The organism is Mobiluncus mulieris ATCC 35243 (assembly GCF_000160615.1).
In the GTDB taxonomy this organism is placed as follows: domain Bacteria; phylum Actinomycetota; class Actinomycetes; order Actinomycetales; family Actinomycetaceae; genus Mobiluncus; species Mobiluncus mulieris.
The window spans coordinates 1-18,754 of the sequence record NZ_GG668518.1 but is presented as its reverse complement, the minus strand read 5'-3'; the positions used below and the strand labels follow the sequence as shown (position 1 = coordinate 18,754).

The window sequence follows — 18,754 nt, the reverse complement described above, 5'->3', positions numbered from 1 at the left end:
CGAGGTTCCTATGTCCACCGATACTTCTCCCGCTGGTGGCGCTGGGGGCGCCGCTACGGTTGGGACTGCGGCTTCACGAGGTGCCAACCCCAATGAACCCACTCCCCCACGTTATGCCCTGGCCTTCGATGTGGGGGGCACGAATATCAAAATGGCGCTCGTCGCCCCGAATGCTTCGCTGGTGGAATTACCTAGCGTCAAAACCACCCAAGGTGGAGCCGAAGCCCTGGTGGCGCAGCTAAGCGAAGAATACGACCGCATCCAGGCGCAACTCGCCGAGGGTACCATCCTCACCCCCAGCACCGAGACCCTGACCAGCGAAAATATCTGTAAAGCGGTGGGAGTGGCAATCCCGGGCCTGGTGGATGAATCCACCGGGATGACTATCAAATCGGCGAACCTGGGGTGGGGGCGGTTCCCCATGCGCGATACCCTCGCCCAGGCGCTGGGGACACCGGTGCTACTCGGCCACGATTTGCGTTCCGGCGCCTTGGGGGAAGCCCGGTTTACGGGGCGACGCGACTGTATTTTCGTCGCTATCGGCACCGGGATAGCCGCCGGGATTGTCCTTGACGGCCAGGTTTTGAACCGGGGCGCCACCAGCGGGGAAATCGGACAAGTCCTGTTCCCGAACCCGGATCGGCAGTATCTATCGGAAAGCGAGAATTTAGGCTCGCACCTCATGAATCCGCCAGAAATGCTGCCGCTGGAACAGCTGGCTTCGGCGGCTTTCACCGGGCGGCGCTACGCGGCTTTAGCCGGGCTGGACACCCCGCCCGGCTCCAAGGCGGTTTTCGCGCGGGAACGCGAGGGCGACGCGGCCGCGCACCACGTCGTGGAAACCGGTACCGCCGCCCTTGCGCAAGCCCTGGCCGCGATGATAGCGACCCTCGGTGACCTAGAGGTCATTATCGGCGGGGGTCAATCCAAGGAAGGACCGGCGTACCTGGAACGGTTGCGGGCGGCGACAACTGCCAGGCTGGTAAACCTGCCGGAACCCCGATTTTCCTTGGCGCGCTTCGGGTCTCGGGCGCAACTGCTCGGCGCAGCCGCCCGGGTTTTCGACTACGAGGGAATCGCCACGCAAGTCGTGGCGGATTGTGACACGGTCAAATCCGCAAATGCGGCTGCCACCCCGGCTGGCACCTCATGAAGCGCGAAAGGACAGCCAGATGAGCGCCACCCCACCCCAAAGCACCGCTGCGGGCACCGCGCCAACATCGGTGCCGCTGGTAACCTTCACCCCGAACCCGGCCGTGGACATCACCTACCAAGTCGAGCAGGTCGTTTTCGGGACTTCCCACCGGGTAGAGCGGATTCACCGCCGCGCCGGGGGCAAGGGCTTGAACACCGCCTCGGTGCTGGCCTCGATGGGCTACCCGGTGGTGGCCACCGGCTTCTTCACCAGCCCCGATTACGTCGCTGACCTGCAACGACGCGAGGCCGAATCCCCGGGGCGGTTTCAGTGGCGGGCGCTAGAGATGCCCTGGCCGAACCGGCTGTCGGTGGCGGTGGTGGCCGAGGGCGACGCGACCCTGTTCAACGAGGCCGCGCCGAACTACGGCGAACTGACCGCTGCGGAAATCGCCGCGACCTGGGAAAACGTGTGGGAACGGGTGCTCGACTGCGACTGGGCGCCGCCCGGAGCTCTGGTCAGCATCAACGGGTCGTTTCCGCTGGGGACCCCGCTGGGGATGGTATCGCGCCTGGTCGCGGGGCTGCGCTCGCGCGGGTGCTGGGTGTTGGTGGACACCTCCGGGGAATACTTGGTCGAGGCCGCGCGCGCCGGGGCGGATTGTTTAAAGCCCAATGTCGCCGAGTTGCGTGCGGCCACCGGGATTCATGAGGTGCCAGCCGCCGCGCGAGCCTTGCTGGAACTTGGCGCCGGGTCTTTATTGGTGTCGGCCGGACGCGATGGCTTGGCGTATGTGTGCCGGGACGGCGGATCTGAAACTGGGGAAGCCCGCGAATCTGACAAAGGCGGGGATTTTGGCCAGCCCCTCATGAACGGCACAGAAAAACCCGAAACCAAGGCAAAACCGCAAGTGAAGGCTTTTTGGGCGCGCCCCGGGCGGGAACTATCCGGCAACCCGACCGGGGCGGGCGACGCGGCCGTAGCCGGTTTCCTGGCCGCCCGCGCGCAAAATTTGGGGCGACAAGCGGCGCTGGCGCAAGCCGTGGCGTGGTCGGCGGCGGCCGTACCCGCCGCCTATGCCGGGGTGATTGAAACCGAACTGGTCGGCGAGTTGCGTCGTGAAATTACCTATAAAACCGAAGATTGGAGTTAAAAATGTTGGCAGATATTCGTAAACTTGCGGGCGACGCGGCCGCGCGCCACGTCGGACTGGGAGCGTTCAACGTCGTGCTCTTGGAACACGGGGAAGCCCAAGTCGCGGCTGCCGAATCCTGCGGGCTGCCGGTGATTTTGCAACTTTCCCAAAACGCCGTGAAATACCACCACGGGCGGCTGCGCCCGATTGGCTCGGCGGTGTTGCGCCTCGCGGAAGAGGCTCGCGTCCCGGTCGTAGCGCATTTGGATCACGCCGAGGACATCGACTTGTGCAAGGCGGCAGTGGATTTGGGATTTACCTCTATCATGTATGACGGCTCGAAACTGCCGGACGCGGAAAACCGCCGGTCGACCGCCGAAATCACCCAATGGTGTCACGACCGGGGGGTTTCGGTCGAAGCCGAACTGGGCGAGGTCGGCGGCAAGAATGGGGTACACGATCCTTCGGCGCGCACCAATCCCGATGATGCCGCGCATTTTGTGACCGACACCGGGGTGGATTTGCTGGCCGTCGCGGTGGGGTCGTCACATGCCATGACTTCCCGCGATGCCGCCCTAGACAATGATTTGATTGCGCGAATCGCCGCCGCCGTGCCCGTGCCGCTGGTGTTGCACGGGTCGTCGGGGGTGTCGGACGCGGGGATGCGCGCCGCTATCCGTGCGGGCATGACCAAGATTAACGTCTCGACGCACCTTAACGTGGTCTATACCGAAATGGTGCGCCGCGACCTGGCGGCCGGACCGGAGTTGGTCGACCCGCGCAAGTATTCGCGCGGTGGCAACGCGGCGGTACAGGCCGAGGTCGAACGCCTGTTGCGGATGTATTCAACGCCTGTTGCGGCGGCTGTGGATTCATGAGGTGCTTGTTTTAATTTGTCGCTCGACTGCTAGGGGTACATGCCGCTCGACGCACGATTCGCCGGCGGCTCGAGCTGATGGGGACCCGCTCTGTTTCTCTTAGAAACTTCGTTTCTAAGAGAAACTACGAGCACTCATAGGCTCTTCGCCATCCGGCTTCCTCGCGCGTCTACGCTGCCTGACGTTTGCGTTGCGCCACTTCGCCTCCCGCTCCATCATGTACCGCGACACGACGGCGGTTGGGATAGGGGAATCCGGGCAGAGAGATTTAGGCGATTTGTCGGATGTCCACGGACATTTAGCCAGACGCGATTCACACTTATGCCGGCAATTCAAATGGCACCTCATGAAGCCGACTAACCCAAGGCAAAGAGCAACGCGAGCAACCCCCCCCCAAAGATACCAACGCAGATTATCCAAAGTTATACGAACAGCGGGGCTTGAGCGGGATTGTGCGCCACTCGCAGCTTCGGGTTGGCTAGAATCTCTAGCACTGCCAGCGAGGGTAAAACCAAGTCAGCATCACTGGTAAGCACCTCGCGTGAGCGGTACACCCGACCGGTTTCCTTCAGGAAAAGGGCAATCAACAGGGACGTGTCAAGGACGTAACAAGGCTTTTTACCAGGCATCACGCACTTCCCGAACCAGGTGAACCGAATCGGGGACGACTCCAGGAACTGTTTCCCAAGAACCAATGATGTCATCAATGGACAGTTCCGGGATGCTATCGGACATGGCCTCAATCCGTTGGGCATCAATAGTTTTCAAGGTCACCCCATCGTCACGCGTCCCCAAACCAAGTACCTCTACTTGTTTTTCAATCAGGCGAATGGCTGTATCCTCCAGAATATCGGGGACATTGACCCGCACGGCCGGGGTTCTGCCCTGTGGTTGAATCATGACGTAGCGCGAATCCTCGTTGGTTTTGTGGGAATATGCAAAGAGTCTGCCCCTAATGGTGGTGAGCGCCTGGGTGATTGGGATAGAGGCTTCCTGGATGTTTCTGGCAAGTTCTGTGTCAAGATGCGCGGTTTCATCCCCGATTGAAAGGCTCACCCCGGTGACCCCGTTGGAATGCTTATCCGTTCCGATGCGCCCCAAATAATCCAGTTCTCGCAAGGTTTTGCGGTGCCACCCAGGGGGAATCTCCGGGGTATTTCGCAATTGGGCGATACCTCGATTTACCCTGTCGGCAACAGCTTTTTCGGTGTCTAAGGTGGCCGAAACTGAACCCATAGCCAATCCAGTCACGGTTAGAGCCGTGTCCGCGCCTCCGTCCACTGAACGAATCAGCTTAATCAAATGTGACAGCGCCGCAGAAAAAGCCTCGGCGGTTATTTCGCCGGGGTCACCATTCAAAACCAGGTTGATTTCTGCCATTTCTGCCCCTGTGGATTTTTAGTGTGCGTCGGGTGTGTCAACGACATGGGTACAGGCTTAATTCTAGCCGGTTTCTCTTTGAATCGGTGATGTGTGGGGTTATTCTTCACACTTACGCCGGCAATTCAAATGGCACCTCATGAAGCCGACTAGCCCAAGGCAAAGAGCAACGCGAGCAAGGCACCGAAGGCGAGGGTCAGGAAACCCGTGTTGCGCAACGCCACAACCAGGTCGCGCCCCGTCGCCCCGCGCCGCACCGGGCGCATCGTTGCAGCCGCTCCACCCCAAATCACCAGCAAAACCGCGAAACCCGGCAACCACTGGCGCACCCCGCTGGAAAACACTGCCGGCCAGGGAATAAAAACCACCACGGCGGCCAAAACCAGCGCCGCGACCACCAGCCCGACATAAGCCCAGCGCGCCCCGCGATCCCCCAGTCGCACCGCCAAGGTACGCTTCCCCGACTGGGTATCGGTGGGAATATCGCGCAGATTATTGACCATCAACAGCGCACACGACAGCAACCCCAGCGCCGCTGCCAGCAGCCAAGCCTGCCACGGCAGGGTTTTGGCTTGCACCCACAGGGTTCCCAGCGTCGCCATTAAGCCGAAAAATACGAAAACCATCAGCTCGCTTACGCCCCACCCCGTATAACCGTAGGGGTGCTTGCCCCCGGTATAGAACCAGGCCGCGACCAGCGCTGCTGCCCCCGCTGCGACCAGCCACCAAGAAGCGCTGGCGATAACCACCGCGAGCCCGACCCCGGCCGCCAGCGCGAAGAACCCCAGCGCCGCCGCCAAGACCCGACGCGGGTTTTCGCCGCCACCCACCAGGCGCGGCGGCCCCAGCCGGTGTTCATCGGTGCCGCGTATCCCGTCAGAGTAATCATTGGCGAAGTTCACGCCGATTTGGATGGCCAAGGCCACCACCAGGCACCCCACCGCCAGCCAGGCATTGCCGCGTCCCAGGCCGAAGGCTATCCCAGTTCCCAATAGTACCGGTGCGGCGGAGGCCGGCAGGGTACGCAGCCGCGCGCCTTCTATCCAGGCGCTGATGGTGGCCATCGGGTTCCTTTCTCCAGGCGGGTAGCGGGCTAGCGAGTCGGTACTTCACGCAACGAAAGTGGGCGCGAGTGCCAGGCTGTCCCTTATCTTAGCTCGCTCCGCTAGTCGATTCTATCGCCCCTGTCTGCCCTGAAGAATCCGCGATAGCGACTGTTCTTCCCTTCGCGCTTCCCCATGTCCCGTTTCAGGGAATAGATATAAATCCCAAGGAAAAGTATGAAAAAGGAGCGACTTGTGAATAGTTCATAAACCGCGAAACCCGCAACAGTGGCGTAAAAAGCAATCAGGCCTTTGCTCATGAAGTCGTAGCCTCCCCTTTGCGGCGAAACGGATTCCGTCAATTTGCGGTCAACCGCGATAATTATATCAGACTTCTTGGTGAGGTCGGGTTCATGAGGCGCTATTCGGGGATTTTGGCGTTTTGCCGGGGAAAAGTCCCGGTGCGAGTTAGCGGATTTTTGGGGCTAGGGAGCGTGGGAAGATAGAGGCATGGCAAAATCGAAAACCGTGTATGTGTGTGGGTCTTGCGGCGAAGAATGGCCGAAGTGGGCTGGGCAGTGCCGCGCGTGCGGCGAGTGGGGCACCCTGGAGGAATCGGTGGTGGGTGCTTCGGGTTCCGGGTTCATGAGGGGCCAGCCCGCCGGGCGGGCGAGCCTGGGCAAGCCGGCTTCCCCGGCTCAGGCTATCGCGACATTCGAGACGCAAGCCACCGCGCGGATTCCCTCCGGGGTGGCGGAATTCGACCGGGTTTTGGCAGGCGGTGTAGTTCCCGGGGCGGTAATCCTCTTGGCCGGGGAACCGGGCATCGGCAAGTCGACGTTGCTGCTAGAGGTCGCGGCGGCGGTAGCCCGTGGCGACGAGTCTGGCGAGTTGAATAAGGCTACCGGCGAAACGGCGCAGGTGGTGAGCCTAAGCGGACGGCGGGGTGACAGCAAAGATTCTAGCGAAGGCCGGCGGGTACTGTATTTGACGGGCGAGGAAACCGCGCAACAGGTGTATTCGCGGGCCAGGCGCATCGGCGCGCTGGCCGATGAGCTGCTTTTGGCGGCGGAAACCTCGGTGGATCAGGCCTTGAGCCAGATAGAGGCCGCTGCCCCGGCGCTGACGATTGTGGATTCTATTCAGACCCTAACCGACCCGCTCCTAGACACGTCTATAGGCGGCCCGGCGCAAGTCCGTGAGGTCACCGCGAAACTGACCGCAGCCGCAAAATCCCGCAATATGGGCTTGCTTTTGGTGGGGCATGTCACCAAGGATGGTGCGGTGGCCGGTCCGCGAACCCTGGAACACCTGGTGGATGTGGTGTTGCAGTTCGAGGGCGAGCGCACCGGGGAGTTGCGCCTGTTGCGGGCGGTAAAGAACCGCTATGGGCCGACCGACGCGGTGGGATTTTTCCAGATGGCGGAATCCGGTATCGAGGGCATCGCTGACCCCAGCGGGCTGTTTTTATCCCAAACCGCCGAACCGGTGCCGGGATCGTGCGTGACCATGAGCCTGGAAGGTCGGCGGGCGTTGCCGATAGAGATTGAGGCGCTGGCCACCCCGATGGCCGCCGGCAGTCCCCGGCGCACCGTGTCCGGACTGGATTATTCGCGGGTTTCCATGATGCTGGCGGTGCTACAAGCCCGGATGAAACTGCCCTTGGGGACACTCGATGCCTATGTGTCCACGGTGGGCGGGGCGCGCGCGGTGGAACCGGCGGTAGATTTGGCGGTGGCGCTGGCGGCGGCCAGCGCGGTCACTGGTCAGGTAATTGACCATCGCTTAGTGGCTTTGGGGGAAGTGTCCCTGACCGGCGAAATCCGCAGTTGCACCGCGCTGTCGCGGCGCCTCGCGGAGGCCGCCCGCCTAGGTTTCACCACGGCGGTCGTCCCCGCCGCCGGGGCGGAAAAACTTTCCGCCCCGCGCGGGCTTAGCCTGAGAACCGCGAAAAACCTGCGCGAAGCCCTCGCCCTCGCCCTGCACCCCTCCCCCGACGCTTAACCAACCCAGGAACGCGGCTAGTCAGCAAACTCCATTTGCAACCCGTCCCGCCCGACGCACTCCACCCGTCCGGTCTGGGAATTGCGACGGAACAAAGCATTGGATACGCCAGACAAATCCGAGGCCAACAGGGTTTTCGGTTCCATAAAGAACCCGGTTTCCCCCGGAATCACCCCACCGGAAGGCATCACATAAACCTTCGTGTCGGCATTCAAATACAACCCCGGTTCAATCACACATTCATCCCCCAGGGGAATCGCCAACCCAGAGTTCGCTCCCAGGTGACAATTCCGCCCCAGAGACACGCGCTGGTGCACCCCAATCGCCATGGTTCCCGCCGTGGAAGCACCCCCCGCCAAGGTGGTGCCCTCGTCTACGGTCACCCCCTGGGACAAGCGCCCCTCGATATGTGCCGCCCCCAAGGTTCCCGCGTTATAGTTCACGAAACCGGTGTAACCAATCTCGGTACCGGGAGCCAAATACGCCCCTAAACGCACATTCGGGGAACTGGTGATACGCACGTCACTAGAGGAAACATAACTGGTCATTGGGGGAATCCGATCCAGGGACTGCACCGACACCCCCACCCCGAACTTCGCTTTCAACCGCAGCCGGGTTTCCTCGAAACCTACCGGGTCACACGCCCCGTGATTCGTCCACATCACCAGGTTCAACTGGTGAGATAAGCCCTCGAGGCACACCGTATTCGGTTTCGCTAAACGCTTCGACAAAACATGCAGTCGTAAAAACCCGTCGCGCGGATTCGTCACGTCACTCTCCAGGTCGGATTCCACAATCACAACCCGGTTATTGATTTCGCGGGCATCATCGCGACGCTCCAAACTAGCCAGACGAGCCGCGTATTCCCGCGCCTGGGCATCATTCAAAGACCCTTTGTGGACATAAGGAAACCACGTGTCCAGCATTTTCCCGCCGTAAGTCTCGGCGGTGACGCCCACTCCCCAGGCTTTCTTTATGATTTCATCAGGCATTATTTAACCCTCCTCTTCCCTCTCAAACTAGCACCTCATGAACCCGCCGATTCCTGGCGATAGTGACGTTCCGCCGCACCCACATAAACCTGGCGCGGTCGGGTAATTCGCGTCGACGGGTCGGTAATCATCTCGCGGTATTGCGCAATCCAACCCGGCAACCGCCCAATCGCGAACAGGGGCGTGAACATCTTCATGCGGAAGCCCATCGCGCGGTATATCAGGCCGGTATAGAAATCCACGTTTGGATAGAGATGCCGGGACACAAAGTAGTCGTCACTCAGGGCAACCTCCTCTAGCTCGAGGGCCAGATCAAGCAGCCGATCGGCTTTACCCAGGCGCGACAGGACATCATGAGCGGATTCCTTGACTATGGCCGCGCGCGGATCATAGGACTTATAGACACGATGCCCGAAGCCCATCAGTTTCACGCCCTCTGCCTTGGTCTTGACTTTTTCCACAAACTCGGCCACCGTCATGTCGGTGTCCTCCATCTGCATCAACATGCGCAACACGGCCTCGTTCGCGCCCCCGTGCAACGGCCCGGACAGCGCACCGATAGCCGAGGCCACCGAGGCATAGAGATTCGCGCGCGACGACCCCACGAAACGCGCGGTGGAAGTCGAACAGTTTTGTTCATGGTCGGCGTGCAGGATAAACAGGGTGTCCAGCGCGTGAATCAACACCGGGTCAATGTCGTAGGACTGGTAGGGCAACCCGAAGGTCATGCGGATGAAATCTTCGGTCAATTCCCGCGAAGAATCGGGGTAAAGCGTGGGCAGGCCTTCGGCGCGTTTCGCAATCATCGCCACCATGGTGGGTACTTTCCCCAACAGTTGGAAGGTCGCGGCCTCGAGTTGTTCGGGATCAAGGGGATTGAGGGTGTCTTCGTAATACGTTGCCAAGCCCGCCACCCCGGCTTGTAGCACGGACATGGGGTGCCCTTTCGAGGGGAAAGCCCCGAAAAAGGCTAGGAAATCCTCGGGCAAAAGTCGGTTGTGTTTAACCCGGTGGGTGAAAAGGTCTAGGGTCGCCCGGTCGGGCAATTCCCCGTAAATCAACAGATAGGCGACCTCTACGAAGCTTGATTCGCGGGCGAGTTCCTCGATGGGATAGCCTCGGTAGCGCAGAATCCCGTTCGCGCCGTCAATGTAGGTGATGCTGGATTCACAATTGGCCGTGTTGCCGAAGCCGTAGTCCAGGGCGACATCGCCAGTGGTGGCTAAAAGTTTATTGATTTCCAGGCCGTTGCAGCCCAGCGTGGCGGGATGCAACGGGGTGTCGAGCCTGGTGGAGCCGGCTTGGATATAGTATTCGTCGGCGGATTCGTCGCCCATCAGAACCTCCTTTGGGTGTTACAATGTATAGATTGTTACAATATATAATATTTTAGATTCTATAAGTTTAGCAAGTCGAAACGGGGTTGTCCCTTTACCTGGATTTTGCATCGAACTTAGGGTTGAGGGCAGGGTTGCGTTTACACCGATTCATGAGGTGCCAGCCCGGATGCCCAGCGTTATTGATTCATCGGAGGCAGCGCAGCAATCATCGGGTCGTCCTTGTCAACCGGACCGTAGGAGCTCGCCCCGCCAGGAGTGCCAATGTCGTCGAAAAAATCCCGATTGGCACGCAGATAATCTTCCCATTCTGCGGGCAGGTCGTCTTCATAGAAAATTGCTTCCGTGGGACAGACCGCTTCGCACGCCCCGCAATCCACGCACTCCAGCGGATTGATATACAAGGTTCGTGCGCCTTCATAAATGCAGTCAACCGGGCATTCGTCCACACACGCCCGATCTTTCACGTCCACACAGGGTTGGGCAATCACATAGGTCATACGATAAGTCTATGTCACAATAGGCTAAGGGTTTAATCCACGGCTTTCGGATTGGTCGAAGGCTTTGCGCCGGGGGCACCGCGCGACGTGGACTTGGCTTTCGCGTCCTTACCGTCCTTGTCATCCTTGCCATCCTTCGCGCATACAATCTGGTCGTCGGGCTGATAGGTATGCGTATAGGTCTTGGAATCATACTCCTTGCCATCCAACAGACGCACCCGCGTATTGGAAATCGTGAAACCGGATTGCCCCGAGCTACTGGGCACGCACCCCGACCAAGTGTTGACTTTCTTGCCGGGGGCACGCACCCCGCTGCGTTCGCTCTGGGTGGATTTCACCTCAAAATACTTGGTACCCCACATTTGCACATGCAGCCGCTCGGCTCCCACCCAGCCGCGCAACAGCACCGGCTTCGGATTGGGGTTGCGCCATCGCAAATCCAGCGAGCCCTCCCACAAGGTGCATTCGCGTCCTGCCGGGTAACGGGAAAACCACACGGAGTGTGGGTGAAATTCAATTAAATCCATACCCGCGAACCACGCCGCATTCAGCGTGGTGGCGCACAATTGTGACAATCCTCCGCCCACCGCCGTGGTGTGCACCCCGTTGTTAATAACCCCCGAGTCTGACCAGCCGTTTTCGGCGGTTATGGGGCCGAGCACCTTTTCCAGCGAGAATTCTTCACCCGGGCGCACCATCACTCCCGTGATTTTCGCCGCTCCTTGCCGCAGATTCCCGGTTCGCTTGGCCACGGCGGTGACCGGGGTGTCGAATTCACCAATGACTTCTTTGATACCGGCCTGGGTGGCATCCTCGGTAGTGAACTTCGGGGCTATTGGCTGTAAATCCACGCTGACCTCGCGGTTTTCCGGCGAGATCGCGCCGGCTTGGATTTTGGACGCGACTTCGGCCGCCTCCAGTTTCGTGCCGTTGATGCTGGGAACAACCTGGGGCGCGCCGTTGACAAATTCAAAGCGGGCATCGACGGGATTGGTTTCCAACCCGGACACGCGACTCATGACATAGTCACGCAACTTTGCGCCGTCCAAGGTGACCGCGAGTTTTTTGCCCCCCAGTTTCCACGAGGCGACCCGGCACAGTTCCCCGGTGGGTATCTCGAGGGTTTTACCGCCAACGTTGGCTTTAACGGGTCTACTCATCAGGGTTTTCGCGGGGCCAGCGGCGGCCTGGTCGAGTTGCGCGATGGTACTTTTCGGGGCGATGGTGGTGCCCGACAGGCTCAGTGGCTCGCCGCGCCACCACTTGGCCGCGATGCTGGCGCTGGCTGCAGCCAGGTTCAAGTCGTATCCCGGCTGGGGTTTCACGGGGTGCAGTTTCGCGTCGACGCACTGGAAGGTGGCTTCACGAGGTGCCATCCGCAGCAGCGGCGCCACCTTAGCGACGGCCTGGTCGAGTAACCGCTGGTCGACCTGCGTTTTCAAGGTTTGTTCCCCTACCCCGGTCAAACGAGACATGATTGTCAGCGGGTTCAAGGTAAAACGCGTCAGCTGGTTTATCGAAGCAGCGAAATCCGGGGTGAGTCCCGCCGCCACCGGGTCAAGCGGCGCGGTTTTTTCGCCCAGTTTCACCTTCAGTGGCGCTTTGAGCCTGGGTCCCAGTTCCGTTTCCAATTTCTTTATGGCCTGGTCAGTGGACATTCCCCCCACTGCGACTCCCGCAAAACTGGCTCCCTTTGGAACCGCACCGGACAGGGCGATACCCGTCCCGACATAGACTAAAACGACCAGTCCGATTATCAGCCCCAAGGTAGCGGGGAACCGACCGGTGCGTTTCTTGTCCTGGGCAAAACCGGCGAAGACCTCGGTGACGTTCGTGTCACGGGGTATCGGTTTCCGGGGTGCCGACTTCCCGGGCTCCAGTTTCCGGAGTGTCGGTTTCCGGGGCGCTTTGGTCATTGAACCCTCCTTTAACCCCTGATTTTATCATGGACACATAAGCGCTTTGCTACGATATCACCCCAGACAAACCCCCAGGTCACAGACTTATCTCGTTATCAAGTATTCTCAATAAGGGGCTTATGTGTCCATGACCGCAAAAACCGGGGTCACTGGCGTTTACTCTTATACCGGGCCTCGGCATTCAGGATAACCTTGCGAATACGAATCGCCTCCGGTGTGACCTCGACACACTCGTCATTGGACGCAAACTCCAGGCTCTCCTCCAGGGTCAAAACCCTGGGCGGAGTCAGGCCTTCAAAAGCCTCGGCGGTAGAAGAACGCATATTAGTCTGCTGTTTTTCCTTGGTAATATTGACAATCATGTCCTCGCCACGCGGGTTCTCGCCCACGACCTGACCCTCGTAAACGGGGGAAGCTGGCTGGACAATAAATGCCCCGCGCTCCTGTAACTTAATCATCGCATAGGGACTCGCCTTACCAGCCCGGTCGGCAACCAGCGACCCAGTAGCACGCGACTCGATATCCCCCTGCCACGGCGCGAATCCCGCCGCCACCGATGCCGAAATTCCCGTCCCGCGTGTCTCGGTCAAGAAACGCGACCGGAACCCAATCAGCCCGCGTGCCGGCACAGAAAACTCCAGACGCACCCACCCGGAACCGTGATTCGTCACGGTTTTCAGCTGTCCCTTGCGCGCCGCCAGCAACTGTGTCACCGTCCCCAGATATTCCTCGGGCACATCCACTGTCAAAGCCTCCATCGGCTCCAGCAGTTTCCCGTCGACCGTCTTTGTCACCACCTGGGGTTTCCCAGCGGTCAGTTCGTAGCCTTCGCGGCGCATCTGTTCCACCAGAATCGCCAGCGCCAACTCGCCGCGCCCTTGTACTTCCCAGGCATCAGGCCGACCGATGTCTTTAACGCGCAGCGACACATTGCCAACCAACTCGCGCATCAAACGATCTTTAACCTGGCGAGCGGTAACCTTAGCCCCCTTGACCTGCCCCGCGAAAGGCGAAGTATTAATCCCAATCGTCATCGCAATCGCCGGCTCATCCACCGTAATCAGCGGCAACGGATGCGGGTCATCCAAATCCACCAGGGATTCACCAATCGTAATATCGTCAATCCCGGCCACCGCCACAATGTCGCCGGCCGAGGCGGATTCAGTCGGCACCCGGTCGAGTCCATGAGTCGCCAAAAGTTGCGTAATCTTCACGGCCTCTACCATTCCGTCCGACCGCGCCCAGCCCACCGTTTGGCCTTGGCGCAAACTCCCGTTGTGAATCCGCAGCAACGCCAGACGCCCCAAGAAAGGCGAGGCATCCAGGTTCGTCACATGCGCCTGTAACGGGGCACCGGGGATATAGGTAGGACCGGGAATGTGCTTTAAAATCGCCTCGAACAGGCATTCCAGGTCGCCGTCTGGCACATTCCCGTCCCCCGGGTTCTTCAAGGATGCGCACCCCGCCTTCGCCGAAGCATAGATAATCGGCAAGTCCAGCAGCTGGTCGACATCCAGTTTGGGTCGCCCGGTGGTCGCGTTAGTTCCGACACTCGCGTTGCTTTCGGCTTCACGAGGTGCCATCGGGGATTCACCCGTCCCCGCTGCCTCCGGCTGGCCATCCATCAGCACTTCCTCGCTGGCTTCCAAATCAGACGCCAAAGTCAGCAAAAGGTCAGTGGTTTCGGATATCACCTCATGAATCCGGGCATCCGGGCGGTCAACCTTGTTGACGACCAAAACGACCGGCAGCGCCGCCGCCAGCGCCTTACGCAACACGAAGCGGGTCTGGGGCAAGGGGCCTTCCGAGGCGTCCACCAACAGCACCACCCCGTCAACCATGGACAGGCCGCGTTCAACCTCGCCGCCAAAATCGGCGTGACCAGGCGTGTCGATGACGTTGATGGTTACCCCGTCCTTCAGACCGTGGGCTTGGGCAGCCGGCCCGAAATATTTCACGGCCGTGTTCTTCGCCAGGATAGTGATGCCTTTTTCGCGCTCCAAATCCCCCGAGTCCATAACCCGCTCCGGGGTGTCAGCGCGCAGCCCCTCGGCCTTAGCCTGGCGCAACATCGCGTCCACCAGCGTGGTTTTGCCGTGATCCACATGTGCGACAATGGCGACGTTACGAAGGTCTTCTCTCTGTTTAGTTTGTGGGGTTTGTGCGGTCTGTGCCATAAGCGTTCTTTACTGTTTCCCTTGAATCGTTGTTTTTAACCTTCAGTATTTTAGCGCATTTGCGTTGTTGTGGTTCATGAGGCGCTAGGGGTGCTGTGGCGCTAGCGCCTCGACAGCTACGCGGTTTCGCCCCCGAGCGTCAAGCGCCACAGCGCCCCCGCGACCCACCAAGCAACTGGGGCGAACTAATCTTTAGTGATACGCCAGTATTGCGGAATTCCTTGCCAGTCAAGGTGAAGCCCCGCGACCTTCGTCGACCATCCGACGGCGGTTTTCTCGAACCACAGCGGAATTACCGGTAAATCACGCAACAAGATAGTCTCGGCATCGTGGTAAATATGCGAAGCCTGGTATTCGGAAACTGCAGCGCGAGCCTTGCCCAGCATATCCTCGAACCCGGGATTATGATAGCCCGAATCATTACCGATTCCAGCGGCGGAAAACAACGGCCACAGATACGCGTTCATACCCGGATACTTTGGCTCCCAGGAATCCGCGTAAACCAGATACGGGGTGAGCAGCGCGCCCGGCGGCGTGTTCAAAAAACCCGGCTGCCCCGGTTGACCCGGCTGGCCGCCTTGATTCGTTTTGTCTTGCCCAGAACCCGCAGCACTACCGGGGTTCTTCCCGCCGGATTTACCCGGCTGGCTCGGCTGGCTCGGCTGGCTCGGCTGAACCGGCTGGCCGAACCCGGGGCTAATCCCCTCTGTCGCGGCCTTGCGTAAAGCGGCGCGATCGGGGAAACTCACCACTCGGACGCTCACCCCCAGTGCCGTACGAATCTGGCTGGCCGCCCGCTCCACCCACTCGCTGGATTCGTTGTCCACCCGCGCCAAAACCAGTTCCCCTTCCCACGGCGACAGGGTATTGGCCTGCGTCCAGGCGGCTTTCGCCCGCGCCAAGTCAAAACGCAGCGCCTCGTTATCCGAACGGGTTTTGTCGTACCCCAAAACCACCGGGGACACAAAGTCAGTGGCGGGAATCACCATCAAAGAAAAATACTTCCGCGCTATTTCTGCTCGGTTCAGACTCAGTGAAATCGCCTGACGACGCCACCGTCCCTCGTCGGTAGTGGGCGAAAACCGCGCGACGCGCGGCAACACCAGGAAACTGGTTACCGACGAGACATGCTCTTTAGTTCGCGCCCCCAACTGGTCGCGATAGGTTTTCAACGCCGCCACCGGCAGCGCATCAACCACATCCAGCTCGTCGGTCTGTAAATCCCGGTACGAAGCGTCGCGGTCGCGATAAAATTTAAAGGAAATCCCCTCGTTTTTCGCCAAACGCGGCCCCAAATACCGCTCGTTTGGCACCAGGTTTAGCTGTACCCCGCGTTCCCACGCGCCTTCCCGCGACAGCATATACGGCCCGTAACCATAAGGGTTCTCGGTGAAGTTTGCCGAAATTTTGCCATTTTGGTCAAAGGCCGCATACGGCAGCGGCGCGAACACAGGGGTGGCGACCCGGCTGATAAAATCACAGGTTGACCGCTCTAAGTGAACCTTAAAATGCGTGTCGCTCATCACCTCTATCCCCTCCAGCTCCGGAGTTAAGGCCGGGACGCTCCCCCCCTCGGGATTAGTCGCCGCCCCGGGATTCGCCATCGTCCCGGATGGCACCTCATGACCCCGCGCAGTATCCGCATAACCCCGCACAGCCTTCAGCAACGTCGCTTCGCGGCGGGTGTCGGCGTTGCGCACAATATCGGACCAAGTGCGCGCGAAGTTCCCGGCCTTCACCAGCGTCCCATCAGAAAAATACAGGTCGGGACGGATTTCAATATCATAGATAGTACAGGTTTCATTCGGGATTATCGCGGTGGCGATATCATTTTTGACCTGGCCGCGTTCGTCGAGGAAGGCCAGGCCGGAAAATATCAGACGCGTGATTTTCGAGGTCGCCTTGTCCACGGCGGTCGAGGGCAGCAACCGGGTGTTCGGTTCGGTGGCGGCGACGGTCACGTAGTTTGTCAGCGGCTTGGCGCCCGGCGGCAGCCCGGGCAGGTTCGCGCCCGGGTGACTGCCGGGAAGGTCACTGTTGGCGCCGTTAGTGGCGTTAGTGGCATTGGTGGCGTTAGTGCCGGGTTCATGAGGTGCCATCGCGCATCCGGCAAGGCCAAGCACTCCCAGCATCCCTAAGACCAAGGTTTTAACCATTACTTGTTTGGATTTGCGCCACACGTGGTTGATTCTATCAACCACGGATTGTGTCCGGAGCCATCCCGGGTTCACACCCGGGATGGCTCACTCTTGGCGATTCGCCCAGCACCCCGGCTGGCACCTCATGAACCCGGCGTCCATCCCACCGGCCACCCGCGCAACCCCGCACCACGTCACCCGAAAACATCGGCAGCGGCGCGGGCATCTTTCGGCGTGATATGGCCATAAATATTTATCGTGGTTTGGATATCCTTATGGCCGACCCGCTTCTGGATTACCGGCAGGGGGATGCCAGCCTGGATAAGCCGGGAAACATGCGAGTGGCGCAAATCGTGGATTCGCGGCCGGGGATCCATGTTCTCGACGGCTTGTTTCCAGGCACAGTTACGAAAGGTCTTGTTACGCAAGGGACGATCAGGACGAGTTTTAGGGTGAAACAGGAACGGCGCGTCCTCGACCAACAGCGGTTTCAACAAGGCAATAACAGATTTAGAAACCAAAACTGTTCGCGTGGAAGTGTCTGTTTTCGGGGCGCCAAGGTAAAAGTCACTGCTTTTCTCCCCTTGTTTCCAGGCTTTAGAGACGGTAATAGTGCGGGTTTTCACATTCACATCGGCGGGGGTCAAAGCGGTGGCTTCCCCGAATCGCAAACCGGTGGCGTATAGGAACCGAACCAGAACCCCGTAATAGCCACAATTATCGGCGATTTTTTCGACTTGTTGCGGCGTGAGGAACACCGGCTGGGTGGGGATCGCGTCGTTGGGGATGCGGATGCCGCGCGCGGGGTTACTTTCCAGATTCCCGATTTCTATCTGGTAGTTAAACAGGGTAGAGAGGAAAGCCACAATCCTCTTTATTGTTCGAGGTTTCAGCGAGGTTCCGTATCGGCTGGGCTTGGCTCGAAGCCAGGTGACATAGTTTTCTATACTTTCCCGGGTGAGGGCACGAATGGGGGTTTGCGGCGGGATTTTGGGGAAAATGTAGCTGGCAGCCATGTTTCGGTAGCGGGCGATGGTGCCAGGGGTCGCATACGAGGCCGCATGCTCCAAATAGGATTGGTGGATACCGCCGAGAGTGAGGGTATCCGTATCGTCAGGGTTTTCCCGTGAATCTAGGATGTTGCGGGCGGCGGTGCCGCCGAATTGCTTCACTAAATCCCGGAAATAGGTAGCAGTTTCTATGTTACGAAAAGTTTCACTGGCGTTGGTTTTGCCGTCTCGGAATCGAACCCGGTAGACGACACGACCGTCTTTATGCCTGATTTCTGTTATTCCCTGCACGCCAGATATTGTAACATCGTCCTTGTTGGGGTCTGGGCGGTTTTCTTAGTCTTAGACTGGGGTTTTCTTGGTTTTCTTGGTTTTCTTGGTTTTCTTGGTTTTCTTGGTTTTCTTGGTTTTCTTGGTTTTCTTGGTTTTCTTGGTTTTCTTGGTTTTCTTGGTTTTGGGGCGGGGTTCAAGACTATTTTTCTGATTTTATGATTTTAGGCCGGAGTTTGCGGCGATTTTCCTAATTCTAGGCCAGGCCATGCGCCCCCTCAGCCTCAAGCCAGGCCATGCGCCCCCCTCAGTCTCAGGCCAGGCTATGCGCCCCCCTCAGCCTCAGGCCAGGCTATGCGCCACCCTCAGCCTCAGGCCAGGCTATGCGCCCCCATTAGTCTCACAAGTTTTGCGCCTGGTTGGTATTGGCGGCAAAACCAGATGAATTCGGGACACCAAAAAGCAGATTCACCACACAACTAGAAAAAACTGGACATTGTAGCCTATTTAACTCTTGATTGGGACGTTTTGCCCGATTTAATAACCTCAAGACATTAAATCTTGCCATCAGGGCAGAAAATGCCGCCAAATTTCGGTACTGTCGCAATTGATGCACCGGTAATAGTCTAAATTTCCCTCCAGACCTTGAGTATTAGTGTGCCGAAAACACGAATTAGATTTCTAGGATTGGCATAAGTTACGCGCTACATTCAAAAGGCTCCAAATGCTACGTTATTATGGAAGTTAGGTTCCACTAGCGATTAATAGGTTTGAAATGTGGTAAATTTTGCGCCAGAATTGCACTTTTTTGCGTAGCATTTGGGTTTCTACCTAGG

Annotated in this window: 14 protein-coding genes; 4 read left to right on the top strand and 10 right to left on the bottom strand. The window is 59.1% G+C overall.

Going from position 1 to position 18,754, the window contains the following annotated elements:
* The first annotated feature begins 10 nt into the window (after positions 1-10).
* Genes HMPREF0577_RS00075 through HMPREF0577_RS00065 form a run of 3 tightly spaced genes read left to right on the top strand, consistent with a single transcriptional unit; the run spans position 11 to position 3,148 of the window.
* Positions 11-1,153: an ROK family protein gene (locus tag HMPREF0577_RS00075; protein WP_004011570.1), complete on the top strand. Its 1,143-nt coding sequence runs from the start codon at positions 11-13 to the stop codon at positions 1,151-1,153.
* On the top strand, positions 1,122-2,288 hold the full coding sequence (locus HMPREF0577_RS00070; RefSeq protein WP_004011569.1) for a 1-phosphofructokinase family hexose kinase: 1,167 nt from the start codon (positions 1,122-1,124) through the stop codon (positions 2,286-2,288). Before HMPREF0577_RS00075 ends, HMPREF0577_RS00070 begins: the two co-directional genes overlap by 32 nt.
* 2 nt (positions 2,289-2,290) lie before the next feature.
* Positions 2,291-3,148, top strand: coding sequence for a class II fructose-bisphosphate aldolase (locus HMPREF0577_RS00065; protein WP_004011568.1), 858 nt, complete (start codon positions 2,291-2,293; stop codon positions 3,146-3,148).
* A gap of 422 nt (positions 3,149-3,570) precedes the next feature.
* Here the strand turns inward: HMPREF0577_RS00065 and HMPREF0577_RS00060 are convergent, their stop codons facing one another.
* The 3 genes from HMPREF0577_RS00060 to HMPREF0577_RS00050 form a co-directional block, all read right to left on the bottom strand.
* Positions 3,571-3,777, bottom strand: coding sequence for a PIN domain-containing protein (locus HMPREF0577_RS00060; protein ID WP_004011567.1), 207 nt, complete (start codon positions 3,775-3,777; stop codon positions 3,571-3,573).
* A complete protein-coding gene (locus tag HMPREF0577_RS00055) occupies positions 3,767-4,528 on the bottom strand; it encodes a hypothetical protein (RefSeq protein ID WP_004011566.1) in 762 nt (253 codons plus the stop codon). The genes HMPREF0577_RS00060 and HMPREF0577_RS00055 overlap by 11 nt, the downstream gene beginning before the upstream one ends.
* Positions 4,529-4,677: 149 nt before the next feature.
* Complete coding sequence (locus HMPREF0577_RS00050; RefSeq protein WP_004011565.1) at positions 4,678-5,592, bottom strand: 1,4-dihydroxy-2-naphthoate polyprenyltransferase; 915 nt, start codon at positions 5,590-5,592, stop codon at positions 4,678-4,680.
* 489 nt (positions 5,593-6,081) lie between these two features.
* Here HMPREF0577_RS00050 and HMPREF0577_RS00040 point away from each other — a divergent pair, with 489 nt between their 5' ends.
* Positions 6,082-7,575 (top strand): DNA repair protein RadA, encoded by a 1,494-nt coding sequence (locus HMPREF0577_RS00040; protein ID WP_004011563.1) that lies wholly within the window; start codon positions 6,082-6,084, stop codon positions 7,573-7,575.
* Positions 7,576-7,592: 17 nt separating this feature from the next.
* On the opposite strand, the gene HMPREF0577_RS00035 is transcribed toward HMPREF0577_RS00040, so the two are convergent.
* From HMPREF0577_RS00035 to HMPREF0577_RS00005, 7 genes are all read right to left on the bottom strand, one after another.
* Complete coding sequence (locus HMPREF0577_RS00035; RefSeq protein WP_004011562.1) at positions 7,593-8,567, bottom strand: DapH/DapD/GlmU-related protein; 975 nt, start codon at positions 8,565-8,567, stop codon at positions 7,593-7,595.
* 35 nt (positions 8,568-8,602) lie between these two features.
* A complete protein-coding gene (locus tag HMPREF0577_RS00030) occupies positions 8,603-9,904 on the bottom strand; it encodes a citrate synthase (RefSeq protein WP_004011561.1) in 1,302 nt (433 codons plus the stop codon).
* A 179-nt stretch (positions 9,905-10,083) separates the two neighbouring features.
* Complete coding sequence (gene fdxA / locus HMPREF0577_RS00025; protein ID WP_004011560.1) at positions 10,084-10,404, bottom strand: ferredoxin; 321 nt, start codon at positions 10,402-10,404, stop codon at positions 10,084-10,086.
* Positions 10,405-10,436: 32 nt separating this feature from the next.
* A complete protein-coding gene (locus tag HMPREF0577_RS00020; RefSeq protein ID WP_004011559.1) occupies positions 10,437-12,320 on the bottom strand; it encodes a VanW family protein in 1,884 nt (627 codons plus the stop codon).
* 149 nt (positions 12,321-12,469) lie between these two features.
* Positions 12,470-14,500: a translational GTPase TypA gene (typA, locus tag HMPREF0577_RS00015; RefSeq protein WP_004011558.1), complete on the bottom strand. Its 2,031-nt coding sequence runs from the start codon at positions 14,498-14,500 to the stop codon at positions 12,470-12,472.
* Between the two features lie 185 nt (positions 14,501-14,685).
* Positions 14,686-16,656 carry an ABC transporter substrate-binding protein gene (locus tag HMPREF0577_RS00010; protein ID WP_004011557.1) on the bottom strand — a complete coding sequence of 657 codons (1,971 nt, stop codon included), beginning with the start codon at positions 16,654-16,656 and terminating at the stop codon, positions 14,686-14,688.
* Positions 16,657-16,832: 176 nt separating this feature from the next.
* Entirely contained in the window at positions 16,833-17,939 is a 1,107-nt protein-coding gene (locus tag HMPREF0577_RS00005; RefSeq protein ID WP_036342068.1) for a tyrosine-type recombinase/integrase, read from the bottom strand.
* Between the last annotated feature and the right edge of the window lie 815 nt (positions 17,940-18,754).

What these genes read in the sequence shown, in the direction of transcription:
- typA (WP_004011558.1), bottom strand. Translation starts at nt 14,500, where the DNA reads ATGGCACAGACCGCACAAACCCCACAAACTAAACAGAGAGAAGACCTT.
- HMPREF0577_RS00035 (WP_004011562.1), bottom strand. Translation starts at nt 8,567, where the DNA reads ATGCCTGATGAAATCATAAAGAAAGCCTGGGGAGTGGGCGTCACCGCC.
- HMPREF0577_RS00050 (WP_004011565.1), bottom strand. Translation starts at nt 5,592, where the DNA reads ATGGCCACCATCAGCGCCTGGATAGAAGGCGCGCGGCTGCGTACCCTG.
- HMPREF0577_RS00055 (WP_004011566.1), bottom strand. Translation starts at nt 4,528, where the DNA reads ATGGCAGAAATCAACCTGGTTTTGAATGGTGACCCCGGCGAAATAACC.
- HMPREF0577_RS00020 (WP_004011559.1), bottom strand. Translation starts at nt 12,320, where the DNA reads ATGACCAAAGCGCCCCGGAAACCGACACTCCGGAAACTGGAGCCCGGG.
- fdxA (WP_004011560.1), bottom strand. Translation starts at nt 10,404, where the DNA reads ATGACCTATGTGATTGCCCAACCCTGTGTGGACGTGAAAGATCGGGCG.
- HMPREF0577_RS00075 (WP_004011570.1), top strand. Translation starts at nt 11, where the DNA reads ATGTCCACCGATACTTCTCCCGCTGGTGGCGCTGGGGGCGCCGCTACG.
- HMPREF0577_RS00060 (WP_004011567.1), bottom strand. Translation starts at nt 3,777, where the DNA reads ATGCCTGGTAAAAAGCCTTGTTACGTCCTTGACACGTCCCTGTTGATT.
- HMPREF0577_RS00040 (WP_004011563.1), top strand. Translation starts at nt 6,082, where the DNA reads ATGGCAAAATCGAAAACCGTGTATGTGTGTGGGTCTTGCGGCGAAGAA.
- HMPREF0577_RS00030 (WP_004011561.1), bottom strand. Translation starts at nt 9,904, where the DNA reads ATGGGCGACGAATCCGCCGACGAATACTATATCCAAGCCGGCTCCACC.
- HMPREF0577_RS00010 (WP_004011557.1), bottom strand. Translation starts at nt 16,656, where the DNA reads ATGGTTAAAACCTTGGTCTTAGGGATGCTGGGAGTGCTTGGCCTTGCC.
- HMPREF0577_RS00065 (WP_004011568.1), top strand. Translation starts at nt 2,291, where the DNA reads ATGTTGGCAGATATTCGTAAACTTGCGGGCGACGCGGCCGCGCGCCAC.
- HMPREF0577_RS00070 (WP_004011569.1), top strand. Translation starts at nt 1,122, where the DNA reads ATGCGGCTGCCACCCCGGCTGGCACCTCATGAAGCGCGAAAGGACAGC.